The following is a 19,820-nucleotide window of genomic DNA, read 5'->3' on the forward strand; positions in this document are numbered from 1 at the left end:
TTACAATATAGTCTTGGTCAAAATAACATATGTGTGTGACAAATAAAGGGAAACATGTACAAGTTGATTTCGTAATAATGATTTAAATGTCTAGATAAGGGGATGGAGTATGATTGAATTGGAAATTAGCGTGGAACGTCTTAGGCAAGAAAAAATAGAGGACATTGTAGCATTATCTTCTTATATTGGTTGGGATTATAACAGAGAAGAAGTTGAAACAATTTTTAACGCAGGTATTGTATACGGTGTATGGAATGAGCGAAAGGAACTTATTGCTAGCGCAGCAATAATATTATATGGGGAGGCGTTAGCATCTATCGGAATGGTAATTGTACATCCAGATTATAAGGGAAGAGGAATTGGAAAGATGATAACAGATTCATGTATTAAGAGTGTACTAGCTCATACTCCCATTATGTTGATTGCTACGGATGAGGGAAAGCCTTTATACGAAAAGTTAGGATTCAGGGAAGTAAGCTATGTTTCTAAATACATATGTAACTCATACAATGCGAAAGATTATTGTGTAAGAAATGAAGATTATGTGATGAATTATGAAGAGGGTGATTTAGAAAAAATAATAAAAATAGATGAATATGCGTTTGGAACAAATAGAAAAGAGTTTTTAAAGAAAAGAATTATGCAAAGTGAACAGTGTATCGTTGTAAGGGACAAGGAACAAAATGTATTAGGTTACGGTTTAAGCATACAAACACCAGAAAATAAGATAATAGGGCCGGTTGTTGCTAAAAATGATGAGATGGCAATGAGAATTGTACATGATTTAGCAAAAGGGCATAATGGTAAATTAAGAATTGATGTACTAGAAGGAAAGAAAGATTTCATGAAAGTATTAGAGATTGCTGGTTTTAAAAAGGTGAATACACCACCAATTATGATGAAAAATAGCGGTCAATTATTAAAAAGGAATAATGAGTTATATAGCATTGCAGCACAAATTTTTGGGTGAAAAAGAATCCTTCTGAATGAAGGATTCTTTTTCGCTAATCACGATATTGATCATGAGTCGGCTGAAAGAGGTCTTCCTCGATATCTCTCACCATAGAAAAATGATCAACGTTATAATGACCGTGTAAAGTTTTATTGTGATGACCAATAATTTGTTCTGCAGACAATACATTAGAATCAGTTGTTGAATGACCGTTTTTAATTAATGTAACGTCAAATCCTTGTACAGTTGCTGCTCTAACTGCAGTGTCAATGCAATGTTCTGTTTTACATCCGCCTATAACAATATGATTAATGTTTTCTTCTTTTAAAAGTTCAAGTAAAGAAGTGCCGTAGAATGAATTGGTTGCTGCTTTATTAATAAAGATTGCAGACTGAGGTATTTGAATTTGATTATGTACTTCAAATCCTTCGCCACTACCAGAAGCAACATCGATATCTCTTACGAAAACAATAAGGGCATTTGAATCTATTGCTTTCTGCAGGGCTATATTTAGTGTAGATAATAGCTCAGTTTTACGAAAAACTTCATTTTCTTGCTCATTTCCATCAATTAATTCTTGCTGAGCGTCGATAATTAATAGTGCTTGTTTCATCGTGTCTCCCCTTTAATATGAAATAAGTTCCACTGTACATATTCCTTCAGATTGTTAGAAAATCCTCCATTGTAAGCGAAGTAGAAGATTGATTTACAAAGTTGTCAAAGAAATTTCATTCTCATAGCGTGTAAAAACATGTATGATAGGAGATGGAGAATTTTTGAGTAGGTGGGAATAACATGCAAACAGTAGAAGATTATCTTTCATTCTTACATACGAAAGGATTTAAATTATCAGAGGAAGCACAAGGGTTTATTATGTTTGGACAAGGATATACTGGTGCATCTGATGGGATTGTGAACGCAGCAATAGAAGCCACAATTAAACATCAATTGCAGTTTGATGGTAGTTATTTCGTTGCGTTATTAGAACGATTGAAAGAGGAAGAAATTACAGATAAAAAAAGCGCTAAGGCTTTTATGCGGAAGTTACAAGCGTAACTTCACGCAGCCTGCGCTTCTTTTTTTGTTTTGGAAGGTAATTCAACAAAAATCATGCCTAGAAAAATACATAGACATCCGATAATAGCAGAAATAGAAAGTTGTTCATTTGCAACGAGAACGCCTGTTAATGCAGCAAAAACGGGCTCCATTGCGAAAATAATTGCTACCCTCGTTGGAGAAGTGTGTTTTTGTGCCGATGTTTGAATGAAAAAAGCAATAGATGTTGCAAACAGGGCAGTTAGAAAGAGTGCGAATAAAAAGGATTGATTCGTCCATAGTGATACTGAAAATAACTTTTCCCAATCTTCAAACAAAAAAGCGCAAATAGAAGAAAATATACCAACAGCTAATACTTGAGATGTGCTTAATAATAAAGGTGATATTTTTTTAGAAAAGAAGCCGTTAATAAGAATATGGGCAGCGAAAGCGACTGCACAACCAAGAACAAGTATATCTCCTATATTTAATTGGAAAGAATCAGCAGCTGTTAATAAGTACAAACCTGTTGTAGCTACAGCAATACCAAGTACGATGAAAATGGTGGCTTTTTGTTTTAAAAAGATAAATGATAAGATTGGGACCATAACAATGCTTAGCCCAGTTAAGAAACCTGCTTTTGAAGAAGTTGTATAGAGTAAGCCAAATGTTTGTAATAAATAGCCGACAAATAAGAAGAACCCAACCATTAATCCAGCTAAACTACTATGTTTTAATTCTTGTTTTGAAGTTTTCTGTGAGAAAATAATTTGAACGAATAATAAAATAATTCCAGCGAATAAAAAGCGAATACCATTAAACGTAAATGGACCAACGAAAGACATAGCGTTTTGAACGACAACAAACGTAGCTCCCCAAATAAAAGAGACAAATAATAAAGCAAGAGGAGCAATCCACTCTTTTTTCACACTCATACCCCCGTTAATTTTGTAAGATAGCTTTTCTAGCTAATTCATCAGCTACTTTATTTTGACTACTTGGAATCCACTTAATAAAAAAGAGATCGAAGTTTTTTATGTACTGCAGTGCTTCATCTAAAAGAGGTGCAAATATTTTATTTTTTGCGTATTCCTTTTCAACAGCCCGCTCAACAAGCTGCGAATCTGTACGAAAAGAGACAGTGCTATAATTATGCTCGATGCAATATTTTAATGCTAGAAGTAAAGCGCGGTATTCTGCTTCATGATTGGACATTGTTCCAAGTGGTACTGATAATTGTACAGGTGGCTGAACGCCTTTAATAAACACTCCTGCACCAGAAGGACCAGGATTTCCTTTTGATGCACCATCAATATATACTTCAATCAAAATGAGAAACCTCCAAATTATAAGATTATCCCCTACTTAAATATTTTTTTGAAGTAGGGGATAGAGTAGTTATCCGATTGTGATGCTGTAACGACATGTAAATGTTTCATTCGCTTGTAAAGATTGAATTCCCTTTTTGTCCTTGAAATCTTTTGCTGGATTTACTTCATCAGCGATTCCATACCAAGGTTCAATACATAAGAAAGGTGCGTTATTCCCTGGTGTCCATACGCCGACAAAGGGAAATCCATCAAATTCTACTTTTACAAATTTATTATGTTTATGAGAACGAATCGAAATTTCATTCGTATTCATATGTTCAAAAATAAGCGCATCATTTTTGAATAAATCATATGTAAGTGGCAATTCAGTCGTATTTTCAGCGATTAATTGCTTTTTGTTTGAAAGATAAGGTCCTTCTAATACGCTTGTTTCTAAGCGTTCCAAACCATTAAACGATAAGTGATAATCTGTAAATGATTCACCGTCCAATAAAGGGAAGTTGAATCCAGGGTGTGCTCCAATTGAGAAGAACATCTCTTTTGAAGTAGGATTGTTTACTTCATATGTTACATGAACACTTTGTCCATCTAGCTCATAAGAAACAAGTAATTCGAATTCGTATGGGTATTTTTTTAATGTTTCTTCATTACTAGTAACGGTATAAGTGATCTTTGTTTCGCTTTGTTCTTTCACAGAGAAAGTAAGATCACGGGCGAAACCGTGTTGTGTTAATGAATATGGTTTACCGTCTACGTAGTATGTATTATCTACTAATCGACCGACAATTGGGAACAAAATTGGTGCACGGCGTCCCCAATAAGTAGAATCACCTTGCCATAAATATTCTATGTTGTCTTCTTTTAAGCGAACGCTCTGTAATTCTGCACCTTTGTCAGAAATGGAAACGATCACTTTTTCATTTTGAATTGTTGCTGTCATGAAGTGAAACCTCCTAAATCTTTCATATGTTTTATTATACGTTGTCTAAAAGAAAAAAGGTAGTTCACGATAGGAATCTATTGACGAAAGAGGGGCTACCACGTAAAATATAATCTTGTTGCCTAAAAAACGAATAACGTGGTTCGAAACCATCCCACGTAAAAAAACTAAGGAGATTTTGTCATGAATATTAGAACATTAGTCGGTAATGGTATTTTAGCGGCATTATATATTGCTGTTTCTATGCTTATTCAGCCATTTGGCTTTACGAATGTACAGTTTCGTATTTCAGAGATGTTTAATCATCTCGTTGTATTTAACAAGAAAGCAATTTACGGAATTGTATTAGGTGTATTTTTAACGAATCTCTTTTTCTCACCTATGATCGCTTATGATTTAGTATTTGGAGTAGGTCAATCTATTCTTGCATTAGTTGCAACGATTATTTCTATGCGGTTTATTAAAGGTGTTTGGGCTCGTATGATTTTTAATACAGTTATCTTTACGATTACAATGTTTATGATTGCAATTGAACTTCATCTTGCATTTGATCTACCATTTATGTGGACTTGGTTAACATGTGCAGCAGGTGAATTCGTAGTAATGGCGATCGGTATGCCTGTAATGTACTGGATTAATAAGCGAGTACAATTTGAAAGATTTATGTAATAGATGAAAGAGCTATTCCTATGGGATAGCTCTTTTTGTATGTAATCATATTGAATATTATGCTGTGACTCTAGATAAAATATAATAAAATAAAGTGAGGCTTTCATTAGCTGGCTACATATAAGAAGTCTTATATGAGGGGAATGTAGTATGAAATATAAAATTCATTGGTTGTATAAAACGAAGCGCGGGTTGCAGACGGAATTAACAACAGAGTATATGAGCATAGAAGAAGTACTTCAATTTGCAGAGGATTTTGAGAAAACAGGAAGAGTAAAAGAATTCTCATTTTATGATGAAATGGACGCAGAATGGTCATTAAAAGAGATGAAAAAGTTAAGTAAGCAAGTAGAGGAAGAGCCCCAAGAAATACTCGTTTATTTTGATGGTGGGTATGATGTGCAAACGAAAGAAGCTGGCGTTGGTATATGTGTGTATTATAAAAAAGGAAATACAAACTACCGCATTCGCTGCAATGCATATATAGAAGGTATATATGATAATAATGAAGCGGAATATGCATCATTATTATACGGTATGAATATACTCGAGGAACTAGGGATTAAGTATGAAGCAGTTACACTTCGCGGAGACTCACAAGTGGTACTGCAGCAATTAGCCGGAGAATGGCCTTGTTATGATGAACATTTAAATCATTATTTAGATCAAATTGAACAAAAGGCGAAGCAAATGAAATTAAAACTTATATGTGAGCCGATATCTAGAAAACAAAATAAAGAAGCACATCAATTAGCTACGCAAGCATTGGAAGGAACAGTTATTGATAGTCATAAAGAAATAACTGAATAGAGAGGTGCAAAGGTGGATAAAAAGCAACTCATTACAGAGGTAAATGACTTATTAGAAACGTATTGTGAAGGATGTTTTTTGCGAGAACATAATCGAAAGACAAATAGTAAGTATTACGCTCATTCATTTTGTATAAGGCAATGTACAGTTGGAGAAACATTGAAAAAGTATGGGGACCAGTTGTCATGAAAAACATCCAGAGAAAATTCTCTGGATGTTTTTTAGTGTCTTGCTTCGTTTAGTTGATGCTCACATTTATTTAATTTCTTTTCCTCATTCATTAAAAATGGTTCATCTAAATCAGTCGCAACAGATTTCATAATTTCAAGCTGAGAGCGAGCTGCTTCTACAGCAGTAGTAGCATGCTCTAATGTATCTGGATCCATTGAAATTGTTGCTGATCCTACCATTTTTTGTGCTGTTTCTACACGGAATTTCACTTCTTCAAAATCATTTACTTCTGATCCCATTAATAATTCCTCCTTTGTATAGTGCGCATTTCACATAGTTTTTGCTCTGTAAAACGGAAATATACAAAGGAATAACAAAGGAGGTTACCAAGTAAGGTAACCTCCTGTTATATGTTGGATTAAAGTTTTACTACGTTAGCAGCTTGAGGTCCGCGGTTACCTTCAGTAATGTCGAAAGATACTTCTTGACCTTCTTCTAAAGCTTTGTAGCCGTCGCCTTGAATAGCAGAGAAATGTACGAATACATCGTCAGCGCCTTCCATTTCGATAAATCCAAAACCTTTTTCGTTGTTAAACCATTTTACTTTTCCTTGCATGTTACAATTCCTCCTAAAAGCGTTTACTATTTTCATTTAGTGAAATTCATTTTAAAAAATAATATAAACTAAAAATGCTATATTCTTGAATATTCTGCTAAATGATTAATTTAAATATACACGAATTGGGAGAATTTAGTCAAGTAAGCGATTTTATTTTTTTGTATTTTTAAATAATTTTTCAGTCAAATTTTTAAATAGGTATAGGACAGGCCGAGTATGTAATATTCTTAATTGAATGCTATACATAATGAGGTGAAAGAATGAATAAGTCTTACTTATTAGATAATGAAGGAATGAGAACGAGAACCGACATACCGGATTGGGTTGCAAAAGAATTTGAGATTTTTTCAAATGTTGTGTTAGAACCAACTTTTCCATGTTATTTCGGTTTAACAGCTTTGAAAAAGAATGAACTTCGTTATTCATTTCTTTCTCATAATGATTGGAGTCATTTGCCACATACAATGTTATCTTTTTTAGAGTTAATGAAAGAGAGGCCGATTGTAAGAAGGGGCTTTTTCCTTTTTGTAGAACCGGAATGTGAAGAACAGCCACTCGAATATTACCGTGATTCCTTTTGGAAAGTGTTACAGTATTTACATGAAAACGATAATCAAGCATGGCCAAAGCAAATTCCTGAAGATCCAGACCATTATTTATGGGAATTTTCATTTGGTGGTGAGCCAATATTCGCATTTGGAAATGCGCCAGCTTATAAACAACGAAAAACTAGACATTTAGGGAATTCTCTCGTTATTGGGTTTCAGCCACGCACTATTTTTGATGGATTAGAGGGAGATCGTCCTAAAGGAGCATATTCAAGACAAATGGTCCGTGAGCGAGTTGAAAAGTGGGATCAATTGCCGAAACATCCTAATATTAGTCATTATGGTGACCCGGAACATCATGAATGGAAACAATATTTCATAGGAGACGATGTAGAGCCAATAAAAGGGAAATGTCCTTTTCTTCATAGGATAGAAAAGTAAGAGCCATCACCTAGATGGCTCTTTTGTATATTTTGGATAAAAAAGGGTATTTTATTATGAAAGCTAGTCTATTTTTTCAAATTACATCATTAACTAGTAGTAAAGAGAGTAGAAAGGATAGAGCGATGTTTGGAGCAATTATACAGCAAATCGTATTAGGTATATCATTAGCTGCGCCAGTAGGGCCGATTAATATTGAAATGTTAAAACGAGGAATTGAACGTGGGTTTTGGCACGCTTGGGTTGTTGGAATTGGTGGAATGACTGCAGATGTTTTATTTATGCTTCTCATTTATTTCGGTTTATCTTCTGTGTTTATGTATACATATGTACAAGCCTTCATGTATTGCACGGGTTTTTTCTTGTTATTTTATTTAGGATTTCAAAGTGTAAAACAAGGAATTTTCGACTCGAATATGGAATATAAAAAAGAAGAGGTAGGTGGCCTTAAGCAATCGTTTATGGCAGGATTTTTAATTGCGATATCCAATCCATTAAATCTTGTTTTTTGGTTTGGTATATACGGAAGTACACTTAGCTCATTACTTACGAAGGTAACGAAACAAGAAGCTTTTTTGTACAGTCTTTGCATTATTGTTGGTATTATTTTATGGAATTTAAATATTGCTTTTTCTGTACATTTTGGAAGAACTTTATTAAAACCAAAAGCGCTTGGCTACATAACAGCCGGAGCAGGTATTATTTTAGTAGGTTACTCTATACATTTTGCATACAAAGCTTTACAGTTGTTCACATAAGATTGAAGGGGAGATTTTTATGTATCGAACCACTATTGAAGGAAAAGAAATTATAATTACGTTAGCGCCAAAAATCCGAAAAGAAATTACTGATAGAAATCCACTATATGAAGCGGTATTTCATAATGCTGCAAGATTGTTACAAACAAAGCAACCGACGTTTGCAGTAAATCATGAAATATTTGGGCTCATTATTGGAGAAGTGCAAAGAGGAGAAGTAACAGTGTTTGCAGTGGAACATATTATTCCGAAGCAAAATATATTTGGACCAAACAATTTTTTCTCGACAATAGAACAGCAGGCAAATTTGTAAAGTGAATAGAATAAGAATAGAAAAGAAATAGTCGTAACGATATGTTGCGGCTGTTTTTTGGGAAAAGGGGGAAACAAGATGAAGAAAGTGGGGAAAGAGTTCTTTTTACAACATGATATCGTTATTATGTATAGCATTCTATTTGTTTTCATTATTATTTTAAAAATGCAATTTTTTACGTGGTTTGGCATGTTAGCATGTATGTTTGGGATTGTTTTCTATACACTTAATGAATATATGACACATCGTTTTTTATTCCATATAAAGCCACCTAAAAACACATTTCTATTAAAAATGTTAAGAAGATTGCATTATGATCACCACGTATATCCAGATGATTTAAAACTTTTGTTTTTACCTGTATGGTTTAGTATACCTAGTTTTACTATATATTTACTTATAGCATATGGTATTACAAAAAGTGTTACTATTACACTTTCATTTGGAATCGGAATGATTATTATGCTGCTCGTTTACGAATGGAAACATTATATTGCTCATAGACCGATTCGTCCTGTCACTAAGTTTGGAAGATGGCTAAAAAAACAACATATATTACACCATTATAAAAATGAAAAGTTTTGGTTTGGTGTTTCAAATCCAGTATTCGATTTTATATTTGGAACACTGAAAGACGGAAAAGATGTTGAGCTAAGCGAAACGGCTCGTAATTTAGAAAAGGAAAAAAAGACAAAAGTAGTGCGTTAAGCACTGCTTTTGTCTTAATGAGGATAAATAAGTAAAGTGTCACTTTATTTTGAAAAAGTATATTAAAAATTTAGGGGAAATTGCCGAAAAATGTCTATCAAAAAATCTTTGCATGAATGCATGGATTGTCTAAAATGAATATAAGTTTCTGAATATTTATAAGATTTAGTCTTTAGGTATGCAAGGGGGAAGTGTATTTCAAGTAAGAGAGGGGATCGGTTAATGAAACGAGACGATACGTCAGCACGTAAGTTGCAAAATGAGGTGAATTATACAGAGGTCGTTCAGTCGGAAGAATTTCAATTGTTATTAAATACGAAAAAGAAGTTTATCATTCCAATGAGTATTTTCTTTTTTAGTTTTTTTATCGCATTACCTATTCTAACATCGTATTCAAAGGTGCTTAATACACCTGCATTTGGAGACGTTACATGGGCGTGGGTATTTGCTTTTTCCCAATTTATCATGACATGGGCACTATGTATGATTTATAGCAAAAAAGCAGAATCATTTGATGAAATCTCCCGAAAAATTCTGCAAGATATGCAAAAAGGGAGGGGCTGAACTTGAATACTACTGCATTTGCACTATTTTTAATTATTGTTCTTGGTACGCTCGTCATAACCTATTTTGCATCGAAAAAAACGAAAAATGCGAGTGAATTTTATACGGCTGGAGGGGGATTAACTGGTTGGCAAAATGGTCTGGCCATTGCTGGAGATTACATGTCTGCTGCTTCATTTCTCGGTATAGCTGGAGCAATCGCATTAACTGGGTTTGATGGATTCTTTTATAGTATCGGTTTTTTAGTTGCTTATCTAGTTGTACTATATCTTGTTGCAGAACCGCTTAGAAATTTAGGAAAGTACACTTTGGCGGATATGATTGCAGCACGCTTTGATGCGAAAAAAGTTCGCGGAGTTGCAGCTCTTAATACGATGACGATTTCTATCTTTTATATGATTGCACAATTAGTTGGCGCGGGTGCACTTATTAAATTATTATTAGGGATTGAATATACGACATCTGTATTAATCGTTGGAACACTTATGACGGTGTATGTTATTTTTGGAGGTATGACAGCAACGAGCTGGGTACAAATCGTAAAGGCTGTATTACTTATGGCTGGTACGTTTATTATTTCTGTTATCGTTTTCGCAAAATTCAACTTCAGCGTGACTGAAATGTTCGCTCAAATGAAAACAGCTACACCTTTAAAAGATTCATTTTTAAATCCAGGTGTAAAGTATAAGGATGGTCTTGATACACTTTCTTTAAATTTAGGACTAGTACTTGGTACAGCTGGATTACCACATATACTTGTCCGCTTTTTTACAGTACGTGATGCAAAAACTGCACGTCAATCTGTCGTATATGCGACGTGGTTAATTGGTGCATTTTATATTATGACGATTTTCTTAGGATTTGGTGCGGCAGCGTTTGTAGGAAATGAAGCAATTATTAAAGCAAACCCAGCTGGTAATATGGCGGCACCTTTATTAGCCAAAGCGTTAGGTGGAGACTTCTTATTTGCTTTCGTATCAGCAATTGCTTTTGCAACGATTTTGGCTGTAGTGGCAGGTCTTGTATTAACAGCAGCATCAGCATTCGCTCATGATTTTTATAATGAAATCATTCGTAAAGGAAAATCAACGGAAAAAGAGCAAGTATCCATGGCTCGTTATGCATCTATTGGAGTAGCGATACTATCTATCATACTTGCATTATTTGCCCAAACATTAAACGTAGCATTTTTAGTATCATTAGCATTTGCAGTTGCAGCGAGTGCAAATCTACCAGTGATTTTATTTACAATATATTGGAAGCGTTTTAATACAACGGGTGCTATTTCTGGTATGATTGTAGGTCTCGTATCAGCTATTGTTCTCGTAGCGTTGAGTCCGAATGTTTGGAACCCTGTAGCTGGAAAAGCTATTTTTGTTGGGGAAGCGTTATTCCCATATACGACACCAGGAATTATTTCAATTCCGCTCGGATTTCTTGCAGCATATTTAGGAACTGTTTTATCTAGTAAGAAAGAAGATGCAGCGAAATTTGATGAAATTCTCGTGAAATCTAATACTGGTCACGGTATTAGCGATGCGTCTTCACATTAAATAAAAGAGGAGCTTTTCGATAGATAAGAAAAGCTCTTTTTTCTTTTGTCATTTTCTTGTAAATATTACTGATTTGTAAGTAGGATTTGTCTTAATTTTGTGGAATGAAAATAGCAGGGAGAAATTTAAGTCATCATGGTACCAGCGCAGCTTTTGTGAAAAATAAGTTGTTATGGAAGGTGGAAGTAATGATGAAAACGAAGCAAACTGATGAATTATTAGCAAAAGATGAGCAATATGTTTGGCACGGAATGCGTCCCTTTAGTCCAAATAGTACAATGGTAGGGGCAAAAGCTGAAGGGTGCTGGGTTGAAGATATACAAGGAAAAAGATATTTAGATGGTATGAGTGGCCTTTGGTGTGTCAATAGTGGATATGGAAGAAAAGAGCTCGCAGAAGCGGCTTATAAGCAATTACAAACATTATCATACTTTCCAATGTCACAATCCCATGAGCCAGCTATAAAGCTTGCTGAAAAGTTAAATGAGTGGCTTGGGGGAGAGTATGTTATTTTCTTCTCAAATAGTGGTTCAGAAGCGAACGAAACAGCTTTTAAAATAGCAAGACAATACTATGCTCAAAAAGGTGAACCACATCGTTATAAATTTATGTCACGTTACCGTGGGTATCACGGGAATACAATGGCGACAATGGCAGCGACGGGACAAGCGCAGCGTAGATATCAATATGAGCCGTTTGCTTCAGGTTTTTTACATGTAACACCACCGGATTGTTACCGTATGCCTGAAATTGAAGGGCAGCATATTTATGATGTAGAATGTGTGAAAGAAGTCGATCGTGTTATGACGTGGGAATTAAGTGAAACAATTGCTGCATTTATTATGGAACCTATTATTACAGGCGGGGGCATATTAATGCCACCACAAGACTATATGAAAGCTGTTCATGAGACGTGTCAAAAACACGGTGCCTTGCTTATTAGTGATGAAGTGATTTGCGGTTTTGGACGTACAGGAAAAGCATTCGGATTTATGAATTATGATGTGAAGCCAGATATTATTACAATGGCAAAAGGTATTACGAGCGCATATTTACCATTATCTGCAACAGCTGTGAAAAAAGAAATATATGAGGCTTTTAAAGGTAAAGGAGAATATGAATTCTTCCGCCATATTAATACATTTGGTGGAAATCCAGCAGCTTGTGCATTAGCACTTAAAAACTTAGAGATTATGGAAAATGAAAATTTAATCGAGCGATCTGCGCAAATGGGTTCCCTTTTATTAGAGCAACTAAAAGATGAAATTGGGGAACATCCGCTTGTTGGGAATATTAGAGGAAAAGGTCTATTAGTTGGAATTGAATTAGTAAATGATAAAGAGACGAAAGAGCCAATTGATAACGACAAAATTGCAAGTGTTGTAAATGCTTGTAAAGAAAAGGGCTTAATTATAGGACGAAACGGTATGACAACAGCAGGATATAATAACGTTTTAACATTAGCGCCGCCTCTTGTTATTTCAAGTGAAGAGATTGCTTTCGTTGTTGGAACGTTGAAGACGGCGATGGAACGTATTTAATAAATAGAGAGAGGAGCGAGCTTTAATATAAGGCTCGCTTTTGTTTAGTAGGAGGGGACTTTTAATGGATAAATATGATCCGAACAAACATTATCACATCGGATATTATGAAGACGGATATGATTTAGAAGTGATGGCGTACAAAAGAATAAATGAACCAGTTTGGGATGCTTATATTCCGCACTATGAGGCAGACGATTTTTATAAGAAAGTGGAGGGAATGAAGCTAGGTAAATATATAGATGATTATGGCATTATGGTGTATTCATTTGGGAATGATATTGATGATGATGAAGCACGAATTATTTTTGAAAAATGGTTAAAAAAGAACGGGATTGTTTAAAGATAAAACAAAAAGGAGATTGCTATCTTATAAAATAGCAATCTCCTTTTATTATAGTAAATTTATTTACTTGCTTTCATTGCTTTATCTTTTGCACCAAAAGTGTATTTTAACATTGGTGGTGTAATCATTGTAGTTAAAATAACGACAATAACGATTGCTGTAAAGTAATCTTGTGCCAATAGACCTGAAGAAAGTCCTGTTCCTGCGATGATAAGTGCAACTTCACCACGAGAAACCATTCCAGCACCGATAATTGCAGAAGACTTAGCGTCAAATCCAGTCATTCGTGCACCGAATCCACAGCCGATTAATTTCGTTAATACAGCGATAACAGTTAATGCTAAGATGAACCAAATTTGATTGCCGATACCGTCAAATGTAATATTCATACCGATACTAACGAAGAATACTGGAACGAACATAGCGTAAGCAATTGGTTCTACTTTCTTTTCTACTTCATGTTTGTAGTTTGTTTGAGAAATTGCAATACCAGCAGCGAAAGCACCGATAATACCAGCAATTCCTAATAATTCGCCGAAATATGCGAATGAGAAACAGATGATAAGGGCCGCGCTCACGATAGACTCAGATACGCGCAGTGGTGATAACCAGCGCATAATCGCAGGAACACCTTTCCATCCGATTAAAATAATAGAAGCGAAGAATACTACTTTCTTCAAGATAACCATTGTTAAGTTAACATCATCAGTACCTAAGAAGCTCATTGCAAATGCTAATAAAATAACAACAAGAATGTCATCAAATACAGCTGCGCCTAGCATAGTTGTACTTTCACGTGTTTTCATCTTTCCTAAATCGCGAAGTGTTTGAACGGAAATACTAACACTTGTCGCACATAGAAGTAATCCTAAGAATACAGCGTTTCCTTGTTCCATTCCCATAACAAGGCCGGAAACGTAACCACCTACGAATGGAAGAATGATACCTCCGAGTGCAACTGCTAAAGAAGAATTACGATTTGCGTTTAATTCTTCTAAGTCTGTTTCAAGTCCAGCCATAAACATTAAAAGAATAACCCCGACATTACTTAATTGAGTTAGAAGCTCTGAATTTTCAATCCAACCTAATACAGCTGGACCGATAACGATACCGACAATTAATTTACCTAGTACAGAAGGTTGACCTAATCTAACACTAAGATCACCAGCAAGCTTTGTACTTAATAAAATAAGTGCAATTTGAAAGAAAAATTCGAATTCCATCTGATCCTCTCCTCGTCATTTTTAATTTTATCATACGATTTCTCGGAATTTGCCTAATGAAAATATGTAAAACCCATTAAACAAAAGGGTCTGATTACAAGTTCTTTTGAACTCGTAATTTGAACCTGTAATTAATATATAATAGATTTTATAAAAAATCAATGAAAAAATGGGAGCTTTTTGAGGAAGAAGCTGCCTTATTGGGATATAGGTGTAAGAGTAGTGTGTGAATTTTATATGTATAAAATAGTATGAAGTCCTTTTCCATTACAAATAATAAATTCTACATACTATTTCACGAACTATAACTGTGAAAGGGAGGATTTATAATTTGAAGGCATTAAAAAATAACTTGTCTATTGTTGCTTTAGGTGGAGTAAATGAAATAGGAAAAAATATGTATGCTATCCAATATGAAAATGATATTGTCGTCATTGATTGTGGATCTAAATTTCCAGATGAAAGTTTATTAGGGATTGATTTAATAATTCCAGACGTCACATATTTGCAAGAAAATAAAGAAAAAATTCGCGGTTTAATAGTAACGCACGGGCATGAGGACCATATTGGCGGAATACCATATTTTTTAAAACAGCTAAATGTACCAATCTATGCAACAAAGTTAACGTTAGGTTTAATTGAAATTAAATTAAAGGAACACAATCTTCAAAATGATACGGAATTAATCGTTATTCATTCAGAATCAGAAATTGATTGTGGTTCTATTAAGGCAACTTTTTTTAAAACGAACCACAGTATTCCGGATTGTCTCGGTATTGTTTTTCATACACCAGAAGGTACTGTAGTACATACAGGTGATTTTAAATTTGATTTAACACCAGTAAATAATCAACATCCTGATATTCATAAAATGGCTAAAATAGGAAGTGAAGGTGTACTAGCTTTATTATCTGAAAGCACAAATGCAGAACGCCCAGGTTTTACTCCATCAGAAAGGTCAGTAGGAGAACGGATAGAGGAAATATTTATGAAAGCAAATAGAAAAGTAGTTATTTCTACGTTTGCTTCTAATGTGAATCGTGTTCAGCAAATAGTTGAAGCATGTATAAAAACAAATCGAAAACTAGCTTTGCTAGGGAGAAGTATGGTAAATGTAGTAGAGGTTGCTCTAGAGAAAGGTTATTTACATATTCCAGAAGGTATGTTGATTGAAGCAAATGAGGTAAATCGTTTAGATCCAAAGCAGGTTGCAATACTTTGTACAGGAAGTCAAGGAGAACCAATGGCAGCTTTAGCGCGTTTAGCTAGTGGAAACTATAGACAAGTGGATATTTTACCAGAAGATACGGTTATTATAGCCGCAACCCCTATCCCAGGAAATGAACGTAACGTTTCTCGAATTATCGATAATTTATTTGCATTAGGAGCAAAGGTGATTTACGGATCAGGTAGTTCTACTGGAGTGCATGTATCCGGTCATGCATATCAAGAAGAGTTGAAGTTAATGCTTACATTAATGAAGCCAAAATATTTTATTCCAATTCATGGAGAGTTTAGAATGCTACATCACCATAGTTTGTTAGCAGAATCAATTGGTATTGAAAAGGAAAATATCTTTATTGTACGTAATGGAGATGTTGTAGATATAAGTAATGAAGTGGCAATTCAATCTAGAAGAATACAGGCAGGAAATATATATGTAGATGGATTAGGAATTGGAGATGTTGGAAATGCATTATTACGTGATCGTAAACAACTTTCAGAAGATGGAATGCTCGTTATAGTTATTACTTTTAATAAAGTGGATGGAGAAATAATTTCAGGTCCAGATATTATTTCTCGTGGATTTGTCTATGTCCGTGATTCAGAAGAATTTCTAAGAGAATTAAATAAATTAGCTGTTATTACGATTAATAATTTAAAGAAAGAGAATGTGAATAGCTGGGGTATTTTGAAAAGGGAGGTAAGAGAAGCGTTAGGGAAGTATATATATACAAATACAAAACGAAAGCCGATGATTCTTCCTATAATAATAGAGGTTTAATAGTAAAAAAGAATTCTCGTATGGGAATTCTTTTTTGTTTTGAAGAGAAAATGAACATATAATGAAATAAATAGAAATGGAAGGAAATAAAAGATGTTATTAAATAAACGTTTTACAATTGGAGAAATGGCGAAAATGCATAATATCGCAGAATCTACATTAAGGTATTATGATGAAAAAGGAATTTTTCATCCGTCCATTGTGGATCCTCAAACGAATTATCGTTATTATACAATCGATCAATTTTCACTGTTAGATACGATTAAATTTTTACGCCAGTTAAATATTCCGTTAAAGGAAATTAAGAAATATATTGATGAAAGAAATCCAGCATACGCACTCAATTTACTGGAAAAACAACAAGAGATGATGCTGAAGAAACAAAGAGAAATTGAGTATGCTTTGGCGAAAATGGAGCATAGAATTCATTTAATTAAGAAAGCAACAAAAGCAAAAGCTGAACAAATGGTAATTAAAGAGATTCCGCAGCGAAAAATTACAGCAATTGCGGTTGCTCCAAATACGACGGATGATATGTTTGAGTACTACATTCATTCGTTACAAAAAAATATGAGGCAAATGGATGATAGTTTATTTTCTGGAGATATTGGTGTAACTGTTGCGAAAAAAGGATTAATGCAAAATGAGTTTCAAGCATATAGCAGTGTATTTATTCTTTTGGATTATATGCCGTATGAAGTGCATACTTCAGATGAAATTAAAGAAGGTTTATATGCTTGCTCTTATCATCATGGACCGTATGAAGAAACAGATGCAACGTACAAGGAGTTACTTACATACATTGATAAAGAAGGTTACGAAGTACATGGAGATTCGATTGAGATTGGATTGATTGATTGGTCTGTAACAGAAAATCCAGAGGAGCAAGTAACAGAAATTCAAATTCCTGTAGTGAAAAAATAAGATGAAAACTTTTGAATTGATTACAAATTTACATTCATTAGTATAAGTCAGTTACCTGTTTTTTTAATTCTCTCTTGACCTTCAAGTTACTTGAAGGTTTAAACTAAGAAAAGAGAGTTGAAAAAAAGGAGCATATTAGAGTATGGAAGCAACAGAAAAATTAAGAGAAAAACCGATAAAAAGCTTATTTATTTCTTATTTAATACCAGCCGTTCTTGGAATGGTATTAATGTCAGTGAATATTGTAATTGACGCGGTCATGATTAGTAGAGGAGTTGGGGCGAACGGTTTAGCAGGAGTGAACGTGGCTATTCCAGCATTTTCGATTTTCTTCTCTATTTCATTATGGATCGGAATGGGCGGGGCAACGTTATACTCCATTGCATTAGGCGAAAATAAACGAGAAAGAGCAAGGTCTATTTTTACTCAATCCATGACGGTAGCAGTTGTTATCGTAGGGATTTTAGCAGCGATTTGCTTATGGAGAATAGAAGATTTAGCATACTTATTTGGTGCAAATGAAGTGATTCTACCATATGCGTTAGACTATTTACACGTATTATTAACATTTGGAATGATATACGTTTTAGAAAATATTTTAAGTACATTCATACGGAATGATGGAAATCCTAATTTAGCAATGGCTGGTCTTGTTGTAACAGCTGTATTAAATATAGTGTTTGACTATATCTTTATTTTTATCTTTGGATGGGGCGTAACAGGTGCTGCTTCAGCGACTATTCTTTCGGCAGCGATTGGTTTCCTTGTATTATTAACTCATTTCTTTAGAAAAAGTAGTATTTTAAAGTGGACGAAATTCCATTTTGAATGGGATACTGTCAAACAAATTATGGTGATTGGTTTCCCAAGTTTTACAGCAGAAAGTACGGTTGCAATCGTAACGATTGGTTTTAATATCGCATTCGTCCAATATGCAGGAGAAGTAGGAGTAGCTTCCTATGCGATGGTGAATAGTATTCATGCAATGACATTACTATTATTCTTTGGTGTTGGAGCAGCATTACAGCCAATTGCTAGTTTCCATTATGGGGCAAATTTATCAGAGAGACTTCGTGAAGGATTGAAGTTTGCTGTGAAAATTGCAGTTGTCCTCGGAGGCATTGCGATAATTGTCGGATTATTCTTCGGGAAATATATCATTGGTTTATTTGATGTTCAATCTCCAGAATTATTGGAGTTAACCTTAACAGGTATTAGCTTATTCTTTATCCAATACGTATTTTTAGGTTATAACATTGTGTATGGAGAGTATTTCCAATCAGTGCGACAAACGAAGAAATCAGTACTTATTATAATGAGCCGAGGATTACTATTTATTATTCCATTGTTATGGATTATGCCGAAATTATTTGGGATAAACGGAATTTGGCTCGTTATGCCAGTTGCAGAAGTAATGACAGCGATTATCGTATTTACGATGAATCGTATGAAACATCCTGTTCCATTAAATATGGCAGGAGAGAAAGAAGCGATATGATGAAGAAAATCCCCTTAAGCAATTAAGGGGATTTTTTATTCCTTTAAACTAATCGCAAAAGATCCATCCGTTTCTTGAACAGAAGCAAAGGCAACGTTTTTAATATTTGTAATTCCTTTTTCCTTTAATTCTTTATATAACCATTTTTCATCTTTATGTATTAACTTTAAGTTATCATATTGAATTTGTGAATCGACGATAAGTGCAATTGGTAATCCAGCATACTTAACTTCTATGTTTAAATCTTTTGGAGTTAATGGTACAAGTTCTCTTTTTGGTAAAATACTAATAGCGCCGTTCGCTTCTAAAATAGCGTATTCAATTTCATGAACACTTGGATATCCTGCAACGCGAAGGTTAGAAAGTAATTCAGCAATTGGATATCTACTTTTTTGTAAATTCTCAAAAATAATGTCACCATGTTTAATTAAAATAATAGGGTGCCCGAGAATAAAACGATTTAGTTTGTTGAATAGGCTTAATTTTGTAAGGATTAAATGTAAACATGTAATTACAAGCATACCGAGAAAAGCTTGCAAAGCACCAGAGACTGGTATGGCCTGAAAAGCTAAATAAGATAAAAAGATAATAGCACCAAAATCATGAGGAGTTAGTTGTGCTAAAGCTGATTTACCGAGCATCTTAAGTGATAGTAAAAATAAAATAAAAAAGAACGATACGTTACATAAAAAGAGAAGCAATAGAGACACTCCTTCGTGCAAAGTTGTACTTACTGTTCCCGAAAGAAATATAAATATTACTTTCTAGAGGATAAATTAGGTTGAATTGGAATTTGTCTGTATACAAACAAATAAATGGATATTATCATGAAAGAAGCAAAGAACATAGGAGTATATGGATATGAGAAAGA

At 34.3% G+C, this 19,820-nt stretch carries 24 protein-coding genes and 1 riboswitch; of the genes, 16 read left to right on the top strand and 8 right to left on the bottom strand.

Going from position 1 to position 19,820, the window contains the following annotated elements:
- The first annotated feature begins 109 nt into the window (after positions 1-109).
- The gene (locus tag ACTFRU_RS11275; protein WP_440037646.1) at positions 110-970 is read left to right on the top strand and encodes a GNAT family N-acetyltransferase; all 861 of its coding nucleotides are present in this window, start codon (positions 110-112) and stop codon (positions 968-970) included.
- A 34-nt stretch (positions 971-1,004) separates the two neighbouring features.
- On the opposite strand, the gene ACTFRU_RS11280 is transcribed toward ACTFRU_RS11275, so the two are convergent.
- A complete protein-coding gene (locus tag ACTFRU_RS11280) occupies positions 1,005-1,565 on the bottom strand; it encodes a cysteine hydrolase family protein (RefSeq protein ID WP_016122201.1) in 561 nt (186 codons plus the stop codon).
- 182 nt (positions 1,566-1,747) lie between these two features.
- Between ACTFRU_RS11280 and ACTFRU_RS11285 the strand changes: the two genes are divergently transcribed.
- Entirely contained in the window at positions 1,748-2,008 is a 261-nt protein-coding gene (locus tag ACTFRU_RS11285; RefSeq protein ID WP_001195212.1) for a DUF6123 family protein, read from the top strand.
- Between the two features lie 2 nt (positions 2,009-2,010).
- Here the strand turns inward: ACTFRU_RS11285 and ACTFRU_RS11290 are convergent, their stop codons facing one another.
- The 3 genes from ACTFRU_RS11290 to ACTFRU_RS11300 all read right to left on the bottom strand — a co-directional run bounded on the left by ACTFRU_RS11290 (position 2,011) and on the right by ACTFRU_RS11300 (position 4,258).
- Positions 2,011-2,916, bottom strand: a complete 906-nt coding sequence (locus ACTFRU_RS11290) for a DMT family transporter (RefSeq protein ID WP_140335646.1) — start codon at positions 2,914-2,916, stop codon at positions 2,011-2,013.
- A gap of 13 nt (positions 2,917-2,929) precedes the next feature.
- Positions 2,930-3,316 carry a reverse transcriptase-like protein gene (locus ACTFRU_RS11295; protein ID WP_000573880.1) on the bottom strand — a complete coding sequence of 129 codons (387 nt, stop codon included), beginning with the start codon at positions 3,314-3,316 and terminating at the stop codon, positions 2,930-2,932.
- A gap of 69 nt (positions 3,317-3,385) precedes the next feature.
- Positions 3,386-4,258: an aldose 1-epimerase family protein gene (locus ACTFRU_RS11300; protein ID WP_061113376.1), complete on the bottom strand. Its 873-nt coding sequence runs from the start codon at positions 4,256-4,258 to the stop codon at positions 3,386-3,388.
- A gap of 132 nt (positions 4,259-4,390) precedes the next feature.
- Positions 4,391-4,435: riboswitch (PreQ1 riboswitch) on the top strand.
- 6 nt (positions 4,436-4,441) lie between these two features.
- Between ACTFRU_RS11300 and ACTFRU_RS11305 the strand changes: the two genes are divergently transcribed.
- From ACTFRU_RS11305 to ACTFRU_RS11315, 3 genes are all read left to right on the top strand, one after another.
- Positions 4,442-4,927, top strand: a complete 486-nt coding sequence (locus ACTFRU_RS11305; RefSeq protein WP_001026471.1) for a QueT transporter family protein — start codon at positions 4,442-4,444, stop codon at positions 4,925-4,927.
- Positions 4,928-5,077: 150 nt separating this feature from the next.
- On the top strand, positions 5,078-5,737 hold the full coding sequence (locus ACTFRU_RS11310) for a ribonuclease H family protein (RefSeq protein ID WP_440037647.1): 660 nt from the start codon (positions 5,078-5,080) through the stop codon (positions 5,735-5,737).
- Between the two features lie 12 nt (positions 5,738-5,749).
- Positions 5,750-5,926, top strand: coding sequence for a zinc-finger domain-containing protein (locus ACTFRU_RS11315; protein WP_002023738.1), 177 nt, complete (start codon positions 5,750-5,752; stop codon positions 5,924-5,926).
- Positions 5,927-5,958: 32 nt separating this feature from the next.
- Here the strand turns inward: ACTFRU_RS11315 and ACTFRU_RS11320 are convergent, their stop codons facing one another.
- Together ACTFRU_RS11320 and cspB are read right to left on the bottom strand one after the other, a co-directional pair.
- Positions 5,959-6,207 carry a DUF2564 family protein gene (locus tag ACTFRU_RS11320; protein WP_000534392.1) on the bottom strand — a complete coding sequence of 83 codons (249 nt, stop codon included), beginning with the start codon at positions 6,205-6,207 and terminating at the stop codon, positions 5,959-5,961.
- Positions 6,208-6,326: 119 nt separating this feature from the next.
- Positions 6,327-6,524: a cold shock-like protein CspB gene (gene cspB, locus ACTFRU_RS11325; RefSeq protein WP_001161731.1), complete on the bottom strand. Its 198-nt coding sequence runs from the start codon at positions 6,522-6,524 to the stop codon at positions 6,327-6,329.
- 263 nt (positions 6,525-6,787) lie between these two features.
- Here cspB and ACTFRU_RS11330 point away from each other — a divergent pair, with 263 nt between their 5' ends.
- The 8 genes from ACTFRU_RS11330 (at position 6,788) to ACTFRU_RS11365 (ending at position 13,296) form a co-directional block, all read left to right on the top strand.
- Complete coding sequence (locus ACTFRU_RS11330; protein ID WP_086411365.1) at positions 6,788-7,516, top strand: YqcI/YcgG family protein; 729 nt, start codon at positions 6,788-6,790, stop codon at positions 7,514-7,516.
- A 14-nt stretch (positions 7,517-7,530) separates the two neighbouring features.
- A complete protein-coding gene (locus ACTFRU_RS11335; protein WP_001196841.1) occupies positions 7,531-8,274 on the top strand; it encodes a LysE family transporter in 744 nt (247 codons plus the stop codon).
- Between the two features lie 19 nt (positions 8,275-8,293).
- Positions 8,294-8,587, top strand: a complete 294-nt coding sequence (locus tag ACTFRU_RS11340) for a cytoplasmic protein (RefSeq protein WP_440037648.1) — start codon at positions 8,294-8,296, stop codon at positions 8,585-8,587.
- Between the two features lie 78 nt (positions 8,588-8,665).
- Positions 8,666-9,295 carry a sterol desaturase family protein gene (locus tag ACTFRU_RS11345; RefSeq protein WP_000755401.1) on the top strand — a complete coding sequence of 210 codons (630 nt, stop codon included), beginning with the start codon at positions 8,666-8,668 and terminating at the stop codon, positions 9,293-9,295.
- A 222-nt stretch (positions 9,296-9,517) separates the two neighbouring features.
- Positions 9,518-9,859: a DUF485 domain-containing protein gene (locus ACTFRU_RS11350; RefSeq protein ID WP_000817366.1), complete on the top strand. Its 342-nt coding sequence runs from the start codon at positions 9,518-9,520 to the stop codon at positions 9,857-9,859.
- Positions 9,860-9,861: 2 nt separating this feature from the next.
- Entirely contained in the window at positions 9,862-11,412 is a 1,551-nt protein-coding gene (locus ACTFRU_RS11355; protein ID WP_001098239.1) for a solute symporter family protein, read from the top strand.
- A gap of 191 nt (positions 11,413-11,603) precedes the next feature.
- Positions 11,604-12,953, top strand: a complete 1,350-nt coding sequence (locus tag ACTFRU_RS11360) for an aspartate aminotransferase family protein (protein ID WP_000850962.1) — start codon at positions 11,604-11,606, stop codon at positions 12,951-12,953.
- 64 nt (positions 12,954-13,017) lie between these two features.
- Entirely contained in the window at positions 13,018-13,296 is a 279-nt protein-coding gene (locus ACTFRU_RS11365; protein ID WP_025688352.1) for a DUF3986 family protein, read from the top strand.
- Between the two features lie 62 nt (positions 13,297-13,358).
- Here ACTFRU_RS11365 and ACTFRU_RS11370 read toward each other — a convergent pair whose 3' ends face one another.
- Entirely contained in the window at positions 13,359-14,522 is a 1,164-nt protein-coding gene (locus ACTFRU_RS11370) for a cation:proton antiporter (protein ID WP_000393901.1), read from the bottom strand.
- Positions 14,523-14,853: 331 nt separating this feature from the next.
- Here ACTFRU_RS11370 and ACTFRU_RS11375 point away from each other — a divergent pair, with 331 nt between their 5' ends.
- The 3 genes from ACTFRU_RS11375 (at position 14,854) to ACTFRU_RS11385 (ending at position 18,949) form a co-directional block, all read left to right on the top strand.
- Positions 14,854-16,527 carry a ribonuclease J gene (locus ACTFRU_RS11375; protein ID WP_000645621.1) on the top strand — a complete coding sequence of 558 codons (1,674 nt, stop codon included), beginning with the start codon at positions 14,854-14,856 and terminating at the stop codon, positions 16,525-16,527.
- A 93-nt stretch (positions 16,528-16,620) separates the two neighbouring features.
- Positions 16,621-17,451: a MerR family transcriptional regulator gene (locus tag ACTFRU_RS11380; protein ID WP_000925935.1), complete on the top strand. Its 831-nt coding sequence runs from the start codon at positions 16,621-16,623 to the stop codon at positions 17,449-17,451.
- Between the two features lie 142 nt (positions 17,452-17,593).
- Positions 17,594-18,949 (top strand): MATE family efflux transporter, encoded by a 1,356-nt coding sequence (locus tag ACTFRU_RS11385; RefSeq protein WP_000388389.1) that lies wholly within the window; start codon positions 17,594-17,596, stop codon positions 18,947-18,949.
- Between the two features lie 35 nt (positions 18,950-18,984).
- Here ACTFRU_RS11385 and ACTFRU_RS11390 read toward each other — a convergent pair whose 3' ends face one another.
- On the bottom strand, positions 18,985-19,650 hold the full coding sequence (locus ACTFRU_RS11390) for a DUF421 domain-containing protein (RefSeq protein WP_000923927.1): 666 nt from the start codon (positions 19,648-19,650) through the stop codon (positions 18,985-18,987).
- Positions 19,651-19,820: the final 170 nt, after the last annotated feature.

It is taken from the genome of Bacillus cereus group sp. MYBK220-1 (genome assembly GCF_051916445.1).
Classification (GTDB): Bacteria; Bacillota; Bacilli; order Bacillales; family Bacillaceae_G; genus Bacillus_A; species Bacillus_A cereus.

What these genes read in the sequence shown, in the direction of transcription:
- ACTFRU_RS11280 (WP_016122201.1), bottom strand. Translation starts at nt 1,565, where the DNA reads ATGAAACAAGCACTATTAATTATCGACGCTCAGCAAGAATTAATTGAT.
- ACTFRU_RS11385 (WP_000388389.1), top strand. Translation starts at nt 17,594, where the DNA reads ATGGAAGCAACAGAAAAATTAAGAGAAAAACCGATAAAAAGCTTATTT.
- ACTFRU_RS11285 (WP_001195212.1), top strand. Translation starts at nt 1,748, where the DNA reads ATGCAAACAGTAGAAGATTATCTTTCATTCTTACATACGAAAGGATTT.
- cspB (WP_001161731.1), bottom strand. Translation starts at nt 6,524, where the DNA reads ATGCAAGGAAAAGTAAAATGGTTTAACAACGAAAAAGGTTTTGGATTT.
- ACTFRU_RS11350 (WP_000817366.1), top strand. Translation starts at nt 9,518, where the DNA reads ATGAAACGAGACGATACGTCAGCACGTAAGTTGCAAAATGAGGTGAAT.
- ACTFRU_RS11380 (WP_000925935.1), top strand. Translation starts at nt 16,621, where the DNA reads ATGTTATTAAATAAACGTTTTACAATTGGAGAAATGGCGAAAATGCAT.
- ACTFRU_RS11335 (WP_001196841.1), top strand. Translation starts at nt 7,531, where the DNA reads ATGGCTCTTTTGTATATTTTGGATAAAAAAGGGTATTTTATTATGAAA.
- ACTFRU_RS11345 (WP_000755401.1), top strand. Translation starts at nt 8,666, where the DNA reads ATGAAGAAAGTGGGGAAAGAGTTCTTTTTACAACATGATATCGTTATT.
- ACTFRU_RS11340 (WP_440037648.1), top strand. Translation starts at nt 8,294, where the DNA reads ATGTATCGAACCACTATTGAAGGAAAAGAAATTATAATTACGTTAGCG.
- ACTFRU_RS11300 (WP_061113376.1), bottom strand. Translation starts at nt 4,258, where the DNA reads ATGACAGCAACAATTCAAAATGAAAAAGTGATCGTTTCCATTTCTGAC.
- ACTFRU_RS11305 (WP_001026471.1), top strand. Translation starts at nt 4,442, where the DNA reads ATGAATATTAGAACATTAGTCGGTAATGGTATTTTAGCGGCATTATAT.
- ACTFRU_RS11320 (WP_000534392.1), bottom strand. Translation starts at nt 6,207, where the DNA reads ATGGGATCAGAAGTAAATGATTTTGAAGAAGTGAAATTCCGTGTAGAA.
- ACTFRU_RS11310 (WP_440037647.1), top strand. Translation starts at nt 5,078, where the DNA reads ATGAAATATAAAATTCATTGGTTGTATAAAACGAAGCGCGGGTTGCAG.
- ACTFRU_RS11360 (WP_000850962.1), top strand. Translation starts at nt 11,604, where the DNA reads ATGAAAACGAAGCAAACTGATGAATTATTAGCAAAAGATGAGCAATAT.
- ACTFRU_RS11370 (WP_000393901.1), bottom strand. Translation starts at nt 14,522, where the DNA reads ATGGAATTCGAATTTTTCTTTCAAATTGCACTTATTTTATTAAGTACA.
- ACTFRU_RS11275 (WP_440037646.1), top strand. Translation starts at nt 110, where the DNA reads ATGATTGAATTGGAAATTAGCGTGGAACGTCTTAGGCAAGAAAAAATA.
- ACTFRU_RS11330 (WP_086411365.1), top strand. Translation starts at nt 6,788, where the DNA reads ATGAATAAGTCTTACTTATTAGATAATGAAGGAATGAGAACGAGAACC.
- ACTFRU_RS11365 (WP_025688352.1), top strand. Translation starts at nt 13,018, where the DNA reads ATGGATAAATATGATCCGAACAAACATTATCACATCGGATATTATGAA.